The organism is Hyphococcus sp. D3-15 (assembly GCF_055809375.1).
Window position 1 is genome coordinate 3,130,356 of the sequence record NZ_CM147910.1, and the last position, 13,761, is coordinate 3,144,116.

At 58.7% G+C, this 13,761-nt stretch carries 15 protein-coding genes; 3 read left to right on the forward strand and 12 right to left on the reverse strand.

The features are described 5' to 3' along the window. Positions 1-9: 9 nt before the first annotated feature. Together AC0L8G_RS15385 and AC0L8G_RS15390 are read left to right on the forward strand one after the other, a co-directional pair. Positions 10-1,578 (forward strand): AbgT family transporter, encoded by a 1,569-nt coding sequence (locus tag AC0L8G_RS15385; protein WP_473385052.1) that lies wholly within the window; start codon positions 10-12, stop codon positions 1,576-1,578. Between the two features lie 37 nt (positions 1,579-1,615). Continuing rightward, the gene (locus AC0L8G_RS15390) at positions 1,616-2,731 is read left to right on the forward strand and encodes an aminotransferase class I/II-fold pyridoxal phosphate-dependent enzyme (protein WP_473385053.1); all 1,116 of its coding nucleotides are present in this window, start codon (positions 1,616-1,618) and stop codon (positions 2,729-2,731) included. A gap of 185 nt (positions 2,732-2,916) precedes the next feature. On the opposite strand, the gene AC0L8G_RS15395 is transcribed toward AC0L8G_RS15390, so the two are convergent. The 8 genes from AC0L8G_RS15395 to phhA form a co-directional block, all read right to left on the reverse strand. Further along, positions 2,917-3,669 (reverse strand): maleate cis-trans isomerase family protein, encoded by a 753-nt coding sequence (locus AC0L8G_RS15395; RefSeq protein ID WP_473385054.1) that lies wholly within the window; start codon positions 3,667-3,669, stop codon positions 2,917-2,919. Positions 3,670-3,680: 11 nt separating this feature from the next. Beyond that, positions 3,681-4,589, reverse strand: coding sequence for a fumarylacetoacetate hydrolase family protein (locus AC0L8G_RS15400; protein WP_473385055.1), 909 nt, complete (start codon positions 4,587-4,589; stop codon positions 3,681-3,683). A 44-nt stretch (positions 4,590-4,633) separates the two neighbouring features. Continuing rightward, a complete protein-coding gene (locus AC0L8G_RS15405) occupies positions 4,634-5,767 on the reverse strand; it encodes a cupin domain-containing protein (RefSeq protein WP_473385056.1) in 1,134 nt (377 codons plus the stop codon). Beyond that, on the reverse strand, positions 5,760-6,779 hold the full coding sequence (locus tag AC0L8G_RS15410; RefSeq protein WP_473385057.1) for a carbon-nitrogen hydrolase family protein: 1,020 nt from the start codon (positions 6,777-6,779) through the stop codon (positions 5,760-5,762). The genes AC0L8G_RS15405 and AC0L8G_RS15410 overlap by 8 nt, the downstream gene beginning before the upstream one ends. Positions 6,780-6,789: 10 nt before the next feature. Further along, positions 6,790-8,031: a kynureninase gene (gene kynU / locus AC0L8G_RS15415; protein WP_473385058.1), complete on the reverse strand. Its 1,242-nt coding sequence runs from the start codon at positions 8,029-8,031 to the stop codon at positions 6,790-6,792. Continuing rightward, a complete protein-coding gene (gene kynB, locus AC0L8G_RS15420; protein ID WP_473385059.1) occupies positions 8,028-8,654 on the reverse strand; it encodes an arylformamidase in 627 nt (208 codons plus the stop codon). The genes kynU and kynB overlap by 4 nt, the downstream gene beginning before the upstream one ends. Continuing rightward, complete coding sequence (locus AC0L8G_RS15425; protein WP_473385060.1) at positions 8,651-9,565, reverse strand: tryptophan 2,3-dioxygenase; 915 nt, start codon at positions 9,563-9,565, stop codon at positions 8,651-8,653. The genes kynB and AC0L8G_RS15425 overlap by 4 nt, the downstream gene beginning before the upstream one ends. 95 nt (positions 9,566-9,660) lie before the next feature. Continuing rightward, entirely contained in the window at positions 9,661-10,557 is an 897-nt protein-coding gene (gene phhA, locus AC0L8G_RS15430) for a phenylalanine 4-monooxygenase (protein ID WP_473385061.1), read from the reverse strand. A gap of 187 nt (positions 10,558-10,744) precedes the next feature. On the opposite strand from phhA, the gene AC0L8G_RS15435 reads away from it, so the two are divergent. Beyond that, the gene (locus tag AC0L8G_RS15435; RefSeq protein WP_473385062.1) at positions 10,745-11,221 is read left to right on the forward strand and encodes an Lrp/AsnC family transcriptional regulator; all 477 of its coding nucleotides are present in this window, start codon (positions 10,745-10,747) and stop codon (positions 11,219-11,221) included. Between the two features lie 333 nt (positions 11,222-11,554). Here the strand turns inward: AC0L8G_RS15435 and AC0L8G_RS15440 are convergent, their stop codons facing one another. Genes AC0L8G_RS15440 through AC0L8G_RS15455 form a run of 4 tightly spaced genes read right to left on the reverse strand, consistent with a single transcriptional unit; the run spans position 11,555 to position 13,758 of the window. After that, the gene (locus tag AC0L8G_RS15440; RefSeq protein ID WP_473385063.1) at positions 11,555-11,869 is read right to left on the reverse strand and encodes a DUF736 domain-containing protein; all 315 of its coding nucleotides are present in this window, start codon (positions 11,867-11,869) and stop codon (positions 11,555-11,557) included. Between the two features lie 3 nt (positions 11,870-11,872). Further along, positions 11,873-12,109 (reverse strand): DUF2274 domain-containing protein, encoded by a 237-nt coding sequence (locus tag AC0L8G_RS15445; RefSeq protein WP_473385064.1) that lies wholly within the window; start codon positions 12,107-12,109, stop codon positions 11,873-11,875. Further along, on the reverse strand, positions 12,109-12,498 hold the full coding sequence (locus tag AC0L8G_RS15450) for a hypothetical protein (RefSeq protein ID WP_473385065.1): 390 nt from the start codon (positions 12,496-12,498) through the stop codon (positions 12,109-12,111). The genes AC0L8G_RS15445 and AC0L8G_RS15450 overlap by 1 nt, the downstream gene beginning before the upstream one ends. A 3-nt stretch (positions 12,499-12,501) precedes the next feature. After that, positions 12,502-13,758, reverse strand: a complete 1,257-nt coding sequence (locus tag AC0L8G_RS15455; protein ID WP_473385066.1) for a TraB/TrbI/VirB10 family type IV secretion system protein — start codon at positions 13,756-13,758, stop codon at positions 12,502-12,504. Positions 13,759-13,761 lie beyond the last annotated feature (3 nt).

Consider the following 13,761-nt stretch of genomic DNA (forward strand, 5'->3'; position numbering starts at 1 on the left):
GAGGGGCGCATGAGCGAAGCTCAGGCGAACGGAGAAAAAGGATTCCTGGGCTGGGTGGAGCGGACAGGAAATCGGCTGCCGGACCCGGTCTTCATTTTCGTCTATTTGATTTTGACCCTAGTCGCCGTCAGCATCCTTGCGTCCCTGATCGGCTTTTCCGTTCAGCATCCAACAGAAAAAGACGCGGCCGGCGCGCCAATCATCATCAGCGCCGCAAGTCTCCTGTCGGCGGAGAATATACAAAAGCTTTGGGTCGAGATGCCCCAAACCTTCACGCACTTTCATCCACTCGGCTATGTGCTGGTCGTCATGCTCGGGGCAGGCGTCGCAGAGCGCAGCGGTTTGTTCGGCGCATCCATGCGCGCCGCCGTCAGACGAGCGCCCACGGCCTTACTAACGCCCATGGTGGCGCTCGTCGCCATGATAGGCAATCTGGCCGCTGACGCCGGGTATGTTGTGCTCATTCCGCTTGCCGGCGTTCTCTATGCAGTGGCCGGGAGACATCCGATCGCCGGCATCGCCGCTTCCTTCGCCGGGGTTTCTGGCGGCTTTTCAGCAAACCTCCTGCCCGGGCAACTCGACGCGCTTCTATTCGGCATCACCGAATCCGCTGCAGAAACAATCGCGCCGAGTTGGGACGCAAACATTGCGGGCAACTGGTATTTCATCGCAGCAATGACAATGGTTTACCTGCCTCTGATCTGGTTTGTGACCGACCGCATCATTGAACCGAGACTTGGAAAATATGCTCCACAAGGCGCAGGCGGCGAAATAATCAAAGATGGCGACCGGCCGCTGGCGCCCGATCAGAAGAAGGGTCTATCCCATGCATTTGCTGCAGCGTTGGCCGTTTGCGCGGCCTGGCTCTTTTTCACAGTCGGCCCCGGCACGCCACTGATCGATGACGCTGCAGGCCCTGAAGCCCGGCTGTCGCCATTCTACAAATCGCTTGTCGCTGGATTTTTCGTCTTGTTCCTTGCATCGGGCTGGGCCTACGGCGCCGCGACCGGCGCCGTCAAAACACATCGCGACATTGTGCGCATGATGTCGGAAGCCATGGGAGAACTCGCCTATTATCTGGTTCTGGCATTCGCCGCGGCGCATTTCGTAGCCATGTTCGCCTGGTCTAATCTTGGCCTCATCATCGCGATGAACGGCGCCGATTTTATCGAATCCTGCGGCCTGCCTATGCCGCTGATGCTGGGGCTGATCGTTGTTTTTACCGGCGCCATCAATTTCGTCGTCGGATCGGCGAGCGCGAAATGGGCGATTTTGGCGCCGGTGCTGGTCCCGATGTTAATGCTTCTCGGCGTCAGTCCTGAGATGACGACAGCCGCCTATCGCGTGGGCGACAGCGCAACAAACATCATTACGCCTTGGATGGTCTACTTTCCATTGATCCTGACTTTCTGCCAGCGCTGGGAAAAAAATTACGGAATGGGAAGTTTGACCGCGACGATGATTCCCTACTCACTCTTTTTGTTGATTGGCGGACTTGCGCTGGTGATTGCCTGGGCCGTGTTGGGATTGCCGCTCGGACCGGGCGCGCAGCTGAACTATGAATTGTCCGCCCAGTGAGATGAAAAGCTGACGAGCAACACTAAAGGCGGAGACGATGCCAGATCAGTCAGATAATATTCTTGCGGGCAAATCGATCGAAGGATCAGTTTCGGGACGCGCCCGCATTGAGGGCCTCGATTATATTAACTTCTACGGCTCCGGGTATCTCGCCTTGGGATGTATTCCTCAAATACGCGAAGCTGTGACGAAAGCCCTGAATGAAGGTATTGCCTTTTCTCGCCAAATGCCGGCGGGCGTTGGCGGCGTAGAGCGCGCCTTTGACCGGGCGGAAACTCTCGGCGCTCGCGCGATCGGGGCGCCGTCAAGTGTTTATTTCGCTTCAGGTTATTTAACTGGCGCCGTTGGGCTCGCAAGTCTGGCGAAGGAGTTCGACATCATCCTTCTTGATGAGTTAGCGCATGCAAATCTCTTTCACGCGGCAATCCAAACCCAATGTAAAATCGTCAAATACAGACATCGTGATCCTGATTCCCTTCGGGACAAATTGAAATCCAACATAGTATCGGAACAAAGGCCTTTATTGATAAGTGATGGCGTTTTTGCGACGTCAGGCCTTCTCCCTCCCCTGCATGAATATGCAACCCTTCTGGCCGCTTATAACGGCAAACTTTTCATCGACGAAGCCCATAGCCTTGGCGTAGTCGGTAAGACGGGCCGCGGCGCGATCGAATATTACGGGGTCGCAAATATGGCCACTGCCGGCGCCACCCTAAGTAAAGCCTTTTGCGCCCACGGCGCCATCTTAGGCTGCACCCCATTACAAGCAGAACGATTGATCAAAACTCCGCCAATTCGAAACGCATGCGCCGGTTCGCCTTTGTCCGCGATAGCTGCAAGCGAAAGCATGGAATACTTCTTGAACCATCCCGAGTTGCCCTCACTATTGCGCGAAAAGGCGAATTATCTTCGGCGCAAGCTCCGCTCTATCGGGATTGACTGTATTGATACGCCGGCGCCTATAATAACCTTTCAAATCGGCCAGTACGCTGACATGCATGCCTTGCAACGATATCTTTTTGACAAAGGCATCTATATTTATCACTCAACATTCTCAGGCGCGGATAATGAAGGAGTCATTCGTTGCGCTGTTTTCCGCGATCATTCTAAAGAAGATATTGACGCTTTAGTGAATGCAATTCGCGAATTTTAGAATATAGAAGGCAAGCAATTGACCTGCCAATATCCGCGTTTCTGCTTTAGTTCTTCTTGAACGTGCAGCCACATATTCGAAGTTTGGAGCACACGGAAACGTCGTTGGAACAGGGGCAAAAAACCCGATCAAGTCCGGATCGGTCCGAAACGCCATTCTCGGCATTTCGGATCGCGCCATACAACTCAATAACTACCGGATAACAGCGCGCCTGCTTCGGGCACGCGCGTTTCCAGGCCAAGACGCTTCAGCATCTGGTGCGTTGTGCAAACAGCAGCTGACACGACTGGCAGACCGATAGCATCCTCCACCCGCTGAATCGAAGACAGCGAGGGCATCTGCACGCAAGCCGACAGGACCAGCGCGTCGATGCCGGCAATATCCAGCTTCCTGTAATGGTCGAGAAGGTTGGCCGGGTCTTGGGCGGCCACTTCCAGATTGTCTGGAATTTCAAGCGCCAGCCAGTCCTGCACCGCCACCCCTTCATGCTCGATATAATCGACGACCATTTGAGTGAGCGGTTTCATATAGGGCGTTACGACACAGACGCGTCTAGCACCCAACGCCGCAAGACCATCGACCAGCGCCCCGGCGCTGGTCACGACCGGCGCCGCATGGCCATTCTCGATTGCGCGGGACTGAAGCCGGGCTTGCGACGTACGGTGATAACCTTTGCCCATGCTCATGATCGCAACGAGACAGGCGTAGCCCATCACGTCGACCGCTGCGTCAGACAGCTCCAGGGCGCAGCGGTCAGAATCGCCGTCCATCGCCGCCAGCTCTTCCTTTGTCACCTTCTTCATGCGCATGCGCGAACTGTGGAAGGTGAAGCGCTCGGGCAGGATGGCCTCCCGCGCGCGCAGCATCGCCGGAATTTCCGTTTCCATGGTGACGTTCGAACTCGGCACGATCTGGCCAATACGGAATGGGCGCGACATAGCCACTCTCCTTACGCCGCCACGATGGGGTTGCGCAGCGTGCCAATGCCCTCGACATGGCATTCGACGATGTCGCCGGGCCACATGAACTCCTGCGGTTCGCGGCCCGCCCCCACCCCGGCAGGCGTGCCGGTGGCGATGATATCGCCCGGCTCGAGCGTCATGACGCTCGAGATGTCAGCGATCAACTGGTTGACGTTGAACAGCATGAAACGGGTATTGCCGTTCTGCTTTTCAACTCCGTTCACTTTTGTCCACAGATTGAGAGCATGCGGATTGGATATCTCATCGCGCGTGACAATACACGGCCCCATCGGCGCGAAGCTGTCCTGTCCCTTGGAAACGATCCACTGACCGGCGCGGCGGCAATCGCGCGCGCTTACGTCGTTGATAACGGTATAGCCGAACACATAATCGAGCGCGTCCTCCTCGCGCACATGGTGTGCGGTTTGGCCGATCACGACGGCGAGCTCGGTTTCCCAGTCCAGCTGCTGCGTGACCATCGCATTGTGCAGGATCGGATCGCCAGATGCGATGACTGCGGTCGGCGGCTTGGAAAAGATGACAGGCTGCTTGGGCAACTGGACCGACGTATCGAGCGCACGCGCCGATTCAGCAACATGCTCGGTGTAGTTAAGGCCAATGCCGAAAATGTTCTTGCGCGGACGCGGGATCGGCGCGAGCAGCCTGACATTACCATCGGGCACGGAGCATCCAAGCAAGGCGGATCGATCCGCCGCGGACAGCTTTTCCATCAAGGTTGCGGCCGCCAGCGGTCCAAGATCAATGAATTCGAGCATCGTTCGGGGAAGAAAAACGCCGATGGCCGCGCCGAAATCGGCGACATCCACCACCAGCCCGTCATGCAAAAGGCCGAGACGGGCTTCCGACTGGCCCATGCGATAAGTTACAAAGCGCATTCTATCATCCTGTTCTTTATTGAAACAAATTCGGCCCCGATGGTTCAAGACGTGGGTTGGAAGCCGCCATTGTCGCCATAGGCTTCTTCGATCCGCACACCCATCGCCTCCATCACCGGGAAATCGTTGAAGGAGAAGAGGAAAGCTTCCTCGCTTTCGTCCAGATTCACATGCTCGTGCCACATCCAGGCGGGCACGCAGAAAATATCATGCTCCGTCCAGTCGAAGCGCTTGCCGCCGATGATCGAATAGCCGTGACCTTGCGCGACATTGTAAACGACATTCCCGGTGTGGCGATGCGCTTTGGAATGGAAACCGGGCGCAAGCATCTGCATCTGCGCGCCCATGGTCTGCATGGCCCATCCGCCCGTCAGCGGATTCGAGTAGCGCATAATGTGTCCGTCAAACGGCGATCCGTCGGACACTTTGGCGAAGCTCCAGATCGCGTCCCGCGTCTGTTCCCAGCGATAGACCATAGCGGGCGAATAGGGTTTGTCCCAGCCCGGAACCCCTTCCGGCAGCATGCCGCCGCCATAGCTCATGGGCAGATCGTTGGTCGGGTGGGCCGGCGTCTGGGCGGGAGAATCGTGTACCGCATAGAAGTTCGTTTCCATGGAGTTCATCAGCGGAATATCGAGCCCGTCCTGCCAGATCGACACCTTGCCGTCGGCAACGACGCCATGGTCGTGCCAGCACCCGTTGGGCGTCAGCACATAGTCGTGCTTGCCGAGCGTGATGCGATGGCCGTCGACAACGGTGTAGGCTCCGCCGCCTTCCATGATGAAGCGCTGTGCAGAGGCCGTATGCTTGTGCGCAGGCGTGATTTCACCAGGTTTCATGGCCTGAAGCCCGCTGAAGAGCCAGCCCACGACAGCGGTGTTCTCCCGCCCCGCCTCGCTATCGTTGAGGAGGGTCACAACGCGCCGCCCGGCGTCCCCGGGCCTCACCAGTTCGATCGAGCGGAGACACAATTCCCGCATTTCCGAATATTTCCAAAGAGTCGGATTGTAGCGGCTGACCGGCTCCCATGGCTCGATCGCATTCGCCCGGTTCCAGAATGCATCTGCATTGTGGCGGGCGAGCTCCTTATAAAATTGCGTCAGCTCCGGCGTGGCGGCGACATGTGAACGCCCCAATTGCTGATCGCGAGGGTCCAGTGACGCATGCTGCTCAGCCATCTTGCTTCTCCTGGGTTGGCGGGCTTGCCGACTCGGCGGGATCAATGGGCGGATCGTTGAAAGTCGCTTGCGGCTTCGCAGACCGGTCGATGCGCAGATCGAAAATGTCGAACCGGTTGTAGCCGCCGAGAATGTCGTGCATCTGCTTGGGCTGGATGCAGCGGTTGAGATCAATGTCGGCATAGACGATTCCCTCGTCGTCGATCAGCGCGTCGCCGATGAGGGCGCCGTCCGGGCCGAGGACGCCGGAAAAGGCGCTGTTCTTACGTTCGAGCAGGGCGCGATTTTCCGGCCTTGCTTCGCTCATCGCCGCTATGATTTCTTCGCTCACGGTCGAACAGGAGACGATGGTGAACAGCTTCCCTTCGAAGCTGTGGGCGGTTGCCCGAATGCGAATCGCCTCGGCCATGTCGTAGCTGGCAGGCGCCACGGGTAACGAGATGTAATTTGCGACATGCACCAGCTCGCCCTCAGCGAGCAGCGCGAAGCGCGCCAATGTGTTGGTGTTTTCTCCGCAGGCAAGCGTGCCGAGCGGCCCCACCGGCGTGTCGTAGACGCGAAGGGAGGAGCCGTCGCCGCCCGCCCAGGTCAGCTTCTCCGCCCAAGTCGGCGCCAGTTTGCGATGCCGCCCAAGAAGTTCGCCATCGGCGCCAATAACGATGTTGGTGTTGAAGAGCGTGCCCAGCCGCTTCGGATCGCGCTCATTCGCTCCGATGACGACCACACAGCTATTCTCGCGCGCAGCTTTGCAAAGTCGCTTGACCTCCGGTCCCGGAATTACAATCGCTGCATGACACAGGCGCTCGAACCAGGGGCCTCCCTCGATTGGCGTCATCAGCCAGCTCCAATAGGGATAGCCGCCAATGAAAACTTCCGGAAAAGCGACCAGCTTTGCGCCGTTCCCGGCCGCTTCGGCGATTAACGCGCAAGCCTTATCGACAGTCGCGGCCGCATCAAGAAACACCGGCGCTGTCTGCACCGCGGCGACTTTGGATTTAGGCAAATTCAGCATAAACTTCCTTTCAGGTGACTGCCGCGCGTTCGCGAAATTGCGGCTGGTCCCAGGCCTTGCTTTCGCAAACCTCGCGCAGCCGCTCGACCGCCTCGACGATATCGCCAAAGCGCAGGTAAAGCGGCGTCAGACCGAAGCGCAGGACATCGGGCGCGCGGAAATCGCCGATCACGTCGCGCTCCTTGAGCGCCTGCATGATCTCGTAACCCTTCGGATGGGCGTAGGCGACGTGGCTGCCTCTAAGGTCAGGATCGCGCGGGCTGATCAGCGTGAAGCCGAATTCAGCGCAGCGTTCATCCATTCGTTTCATAAACAGCTCGCTCATCCGCAGTGACTTGCGGCGCGCTTCCGCCATGTCCACCCGGCCGAAAATATCCACACCGCATTCGAGCGCTGTCAAACCAAGCACCTGCGGGGTACCGCAAAGAAATCTCTCGATGCCCGCCGCCGGAGCGTAGTCCCCTTCGAATGCGAAAGGCCGCGCATGCCCGAACCAGCCGGACAGCGGTTGCATGGCCGACTGGTTGCGCTGGGCGACGAAAATATAAGCTGGCGCGCCCGGCCCGCCATTCAGATACTTATATCCGCAGCCTATCGCGAAGTCCGCATTTGCTCCGTTCAGATCGACTTCGATAGCGCCTGCGCTGTGACTGAGATCCCAGATCGTCAGCACGCCTTTTTCCTGCGCGCGGCGCGTGACCTCCGACATGTCGCGCACGAGGCCAGACTTGTAGTGAACCTGGGTGAGGAGCAGCGCCGCCACATTCTCGTCGAGCGTGTCGAGCACCGCCTCCGGCTCGGCGGTGACGGACTGGATGCGGCCGCCGCTGAACGCCTCGACGCCCTGCATCATGTAAACATCGGTTGGAAAGTTCGTATCCTCGGACAACACCACATTGCGGTCCGGGCGGAGCGAGAGCGCCGCAGACAGCGCCTTAAAGATGTTGACCGACGTTGAGTCCGCCGCGATCACCTCGCCCGGCTTGGCGCCGATCAGCGCGCCAATCTTGTCACCAATACGACGGGGCGCGCTCACCCACTCTGCGCCCAGCCAGGAGGTGATCAGCCCCTCGCCCCATTCGCGCGAAACAGCATCAGCCATGCGCGCGCCACTGGCCTTCGGCAGCGCGCCCAGCGAATTGCCGTCGAGATAAAGCAGCCCGTCGCGCAGCTCAAATTCATCCCGGAAAGACGCAAGCGGATCGCGGGCGTCAAGCGCCTCAATTTCTGTAAGGTCAACAGTGGCCGTCATGGAATTTCCCTCAGAATCGCGCGCACCGGGCTGGCGTCTGCGCCGGCGATTTTTAGCGGCAATGCAATCAGCTCATATTCGCCCGGCGGCACATCATCGAGCACAAGGCCTTCCAGAATGCGCATATTGGCGGCGCGCACTTCCATATGAGCATCGAGCGTTTTCGAATCCTGCGGATCGAGCGACGCCGTGTCGACGCCGATCAAGCAGATGCCTTCACGGCCCAGGCGCGCGACAAGTTCCGGCGCGATCGCCCTGAACGCTCCGTCCCATTGCGCAACGGGAAACTGATCATAGGTTCGCAGCAGCACCCGTTCCGCACCGCGCAGCACGCGCCAGTCGACATCCTCTTCCGTTATCCGTTCACCCGCATTGCGCACGTCCACAACGACGCAGCGGCCAAAATAGGGCGAGAGGCCGCACTCGGCGCTCACCGACCCCTGCGGATCGTAATGATAGGGAGAATCCGCATGCGTCCCGGCATGTAGCGATGTATGCATGACGCCGACATTGACCGGACACTGATCATCAATCGTCGCGATCTGCGTCACTGCGAACGCAGGCTCTCCTGGCCATACGGGAATCTCCGGCCGGAGGATCTGGGAGATGTCCCAAATTCTCATTCCGCGCCATCCGTGGCTGTTTCCGCGTAACTCGGTCCCATTTCCGGCGCGGTCATTAAGGTGCGCATCGACCAGAGCTCAGGGAAGAAGGAGAGATTAAGCGCTTTCACCAGATAGTCGACGCCGGACGAACCGCCTGTGCCAGGTTTGTGACCAATGACGCGAGCAACGGTTTTCATATGCTTGAAACGCCATTCCTGGAAATAATATTCCAGCGCCGTGATCTTCTCTCCCAATGTGTACAGGTCCCAATATTTGTCGACATCCGAATAAATTTCGACCCACGCCGCCTCGACCTCAGCAGAATGCTGGTAGGGCTTGCTCCAGTCGCGTTCGAGATGGCTCTGCGGGATCGAAAAGCCGCGGCGCGCGAGCAGCCTGAGCACTTCGTCGTAAAGCGAGGGAGCATTCAACACCGCCATCAGATGCGCATGCCTCTCCTTGTCGCCTTCATGAACTAAAGCCACATCCGCACGCTTGTTGCCCAGCAGATATTCGAGTTCGCGATACTGATGCGACTGAAAACCGGAAGCCCGCCGCAGAAAGCCGCGGAAGGTCATGAAATCGTGCGGCGTCAGGGTGGCGAGCACTTCCCAGCTATGGATCATATGACGCTGAATCGTGGCGATGCGATCCAGCGCCTTACCCGCAACATGCAGTTTCTCTTCCTTGACGCCAGACAGCGCGATTTTCGTTTCGTGCAGCACCAGCTTCAGCCACAGCTCCATTGTCTGGTGCATGATGATGAACAACATTTCGTCCGGCTTGTCGGAAACCGGAACCTGGGCCGACAGGAGTTGTTCTATCTGCAAGTGCCGCGCATAGGTGAGACCGTTATCCCACTGGATATTCTCGCCGTCGATCTCGGCCTCGTATATTTCGACCCCATCCTTGTTACGCTGTTTGATCATTGTTCAGCTCTCCTGCCCCGCATTCGCACACAATCCTGCGACAATAGGTGCAAACCGGTTGCGTTTATTAGAAGACATCGGTTCACCACGATCCCTTACCCGTCCTGTTGACCATCGGGCGCACCGCCGCGCAGGTCTTCGGAAATATCTGCAAGAGGGCCGTGATAGAGTTTGTCATCCCGCCATCGCTCTCCAGGCTCCAGCGCCGAAAGTTCGGCTATCTTGCGATATATGTTCGCAAAGTCAGCCGTTTCGGTGAGCTGCAGCAGGTGATCGAAACTTTCGACCACGAAGTAATTCCGCTGGAATTCGTCGAAATTATAGTTCGTCCGCATCGCACGTTCTATGTCCAGCCACACCCGCAGTATATCAGGCGCCGAGAGAGCGGAGATTGTCTCCGCATAGCTCGACAACAGGCCGCCGCCATAGGCGCGCAAGCCTCCCTCTTCCACGACCAGACCGAACTCCACCGTGTAGAGCCACACCCTGCCGAGATAATCTGCGGCGCCGAGCTTTTCCGCACGCAGTCCAGCCTCGCCATAGGCAACCAGGAATTCAGAAAAGGCGGGATCGGTCAGGGTCGGAACATGTCCAAAGAGGTCGTGAAACATGTCCGGCTCATCGCTATAGGCGAGGTCCTTGGCTGATCGCAGAAAGTTCGCAACCGGAAAACGGTGGTTGGCCAGATGGGTGAAGAACGGTTCGTTGGGAATCCATCCCGGCACGGCCACGACCTCCCAACCGGTGTTCGCCTTCAGCCGGGCGTTGAGTTCGTCGTAGTCCGGAATTCCGGGCCGCGACATCTTGAGGATATCAAGGCCGCGCAAAAATGACCGTGAGGCGAAACGCTCCACTGCAACCGACTGCTGCTGAAGCAACTTGTCCCAGACTTCGTGCTGTTCCGCAGTGAAAGCTTGCCAGTTCTGCGGCAGCGTCCAGTCCGCCGCCGCGCCCTCGGGCGGGCTCTCGTAAATATGGCTAGCCGCCACCATCGCCTCCGCTTGTTGTCAGGCTTCGGAAATTATTGGCAAACCGGCCGAACATTGTTTGGAATTGCAGACAAAAAGAACTCCCATAAGGAACGTTGCGGATAAAACCGTTCATACTGCAAAACATTGTCCTTCTTGCAGAAATCGCATAGGCAGAACGTTCTGAAAATATCACAATTTGGAGTACTGAATGGACAGGATCGACTGGAAGATCGCGATCGAGCTAGAGCGCGACGGCCGGCAATCATTCGCCGAACTCAGCGAGCGTGTGGGCCTCTCCAAATCACCCTGCTGGGCCAGAGTGCGCCAGTTACAGGAGCAAGGCGTAATTGAGGGCTATAAAGCTCGATTAAAGCCGGGCGCCCTGGGGCTGGCTGTACAAAGCTACGTGGAGGTGAAGATCAACCTTCATGCGCATGCAGAATTTGAGGAAGCGGTGATGAAGCACCCAGCAATATTAGAATGCCACACAACCGCAGGCGACAGCGATTACCTGCTCCACGTTTTTGCACGGTCTGTCGACCACTTGGACGATTTGCTGCGACATGGGCTGTCGAAGCTTCCAGGAGTGCATGGCCTCGCGACACTTGTGTGTCTTAAGACCATTAAACAGCAAGGCCTGATAACCGAATGGGCGCAGGCCAGCAGCGAGACCGCGCCAGCCTGAAGCTCGTGGAATTCTATTTCCTGTGACCCGAGCTCATGGCGGAGGCCAGCCAGGCGGCAGAGGCGCGTCGAGCGCGGACGACTTCAAGGAACGGAGCGCCTCGATGGGTCAGGCCACCGAGGCTCAATTAAATAATCAGCAGTCGGAATATAACGCTGAACCCGGACCACCATCCCCAAGCGCTTCATTCAAGGCCGAAACTAACAGAATCATCGGACCATTATCTCGGAGCAACCACTTTAGGCCTGACCTATCGAGGCGCTCCGAGTCACTTGCTAGACTCGGCAGGTTGTTGTGCGGCGTCCATGCCGCAACGACAAAAGCGTCCGCAGATCAGCCTTTCTTTGACCGGCTCCAGACCATAATCCCGGTTCGGGTCTCATGATTTTCAAAGAAGGCCGCACGCATAGGCGCCGCGAAACTCGGATCGTCAAGTTTGACCGAAAGATACGGCCGTTCCCCGTCCCTGGTGTTCTGGCGCCAGGCGGCGCCGAGTTCCGCCCCGCCGGCATAAAGCCGAAAATCCGGCGCGTCGTCGCCGCCCTTGTCCTTGCTGGGAACCAGTTGCGCTTTCACATTAATCGTCATGGTACGGATGGTTCCGGTATATTTTCCATCCTTTCGTGTAAAACTGCCGATCTGCGCCATGGGTCAATCTCCTTTGCTGGCGTTGGCGTAAAGGACCTTACGGGCCCGTTTGAACCCGGCGTCCCCGCCGAGAAACTGCTCGAGCATGGCCGGAACCAACGCCTCCGGCTTTTGGTCGTCGCCATAGGTTTGGCGATAGAGATCTGCATAGTCAGTCAGCGCCGCCGCAAGATCAGGATCAAGGCTGATGCTCATTTTCACCAGCGTGCGGTCGGGGAGTCTTCCGAGACGAAGCGACATCAGTGAACCTTCCTTTCCCTTATATAGTCGAGCGCCTCCTCAAACGGGGCCACAACCATAAACGCCAGAATTTCGTCAGGAAGACCGATCGCGACAATGTCGCATTTGAAATGCTCATGCGGCGGCGTGCGCGCCCAACGCCAGATGTGAATCGCGCCCTTCACGCTCGCAAAGGCGAAGGCGGACAGGATCGCCATGCCGGCGAGGACCGGCAATACCGACGCAATCTCAATCATGACGTGGAGCGCCGCACACCAGGCAATGACATGGACGGTTAAAAGCCAATAGAGCCCGTACTCGCCAAGCGGCCTGGCCCGGCGCCGCGCCAGGAGAATGCTCCGGCCGTCGGGCAGACGCGTCATGGCAAGGTCCTGAGGAGGATCTGACATCTTTTAATCTCCCTGTATTTGCGGCCGGAGAACGAGATCGCGCGTAACGATCACGCGCACCGGCCAGCCCGGGCGCACACGAATGGTCGGCTGAATGCTTAAGTTCCGCTCGACGATGCGCTGACCGGCCTGGTTCACCGTGTCGCTCGCCCCGCGCCTGATCGCGCGTTCGATGTCGCCGTCCCCGTCGGCGCCGAATTCAGCGCCGACGCCGAGGATCGTCGCCATGCCGGCGGCGGCGATGACGCGCCCCCAATGATGATCCGTACGATCGGCGAGACCCGAATAGCCCTGCGCATCCGCGCCGGGCGCCGAGATCACGATCGACGATCCATCCGGAAAGATGATCCGGTCCCAGATCACCAGCGCCCGGTCCTGTCCGAAAGAGACTTCCGACTGATAGCGGCCCAGCAGGCGCGCGCCCTGCGGGATCAGGAGATATCGGCCGCTTACCGTATCATATACGGGCTGGGTCACTTGCGCGATGATCGTTCCGGGAAGATCGCTGTTGATCCCCGTCACCAGCGCAGCCGGAATGATCGACCCCGCCATCACTTGATAGATGGAGGCCGGCTCTTCAACGCCATGGTCATTATAGATGTCGCCGCCGGTATGATCGCGCGCAAAGCCGAGTTTGCGGCTTTGCAGATCCGCATCCGGCATTCGTCCGGATGTTGACGGCATGCTTTGGGGACGGCCCGCGAGCGCAAACAAATCCGAGCCCATATCGCGGTCGGCGCTTGTGACGCCGCCTGGCGCTGCGGCGCGGGCTTGCGATTGCAGCGGGAAGAACACCGGCGCGCGGGCGGCTTCCTCCTTGAGCGCCGCCTCGCGCATGCGCCGCGCGCGCGCCGCCTCATCCGCCGGATTGGGCCGGAATTCCTGGCCGACCCGCGCCGCAGTTTCCGGTTCGATCCCAAGCTCGCGTTCAGCCCGGAGAATGGTTCCGCCGAGATCCCCCGCCAGCGGCGGTCCAAGGCGCAGCGCCGTTTCCTGTTTCGGAAGATCTGAGTATTTCGCCGGCAGCGAGGCGAGGCCCTCGGGCCTGCGCTTGTTGGTCGTGTTGTAAAGGTTGCGGCCGTCAGCCGGATCGACAGCTTTTGGCGGTTTGAGCGCAAAGCCCGCAGCAGCAAACAGCGCCAGCGCGCCAATCCCGGCCCCCGCCATCAAGGCCTTTCGGTTGATGCGGGTGACCTGCCTTGGCCCGACGCGGATCTTCAGCCGCTTTGAATGTTCATCGAAAGGAACCGGATCGGCCATCTC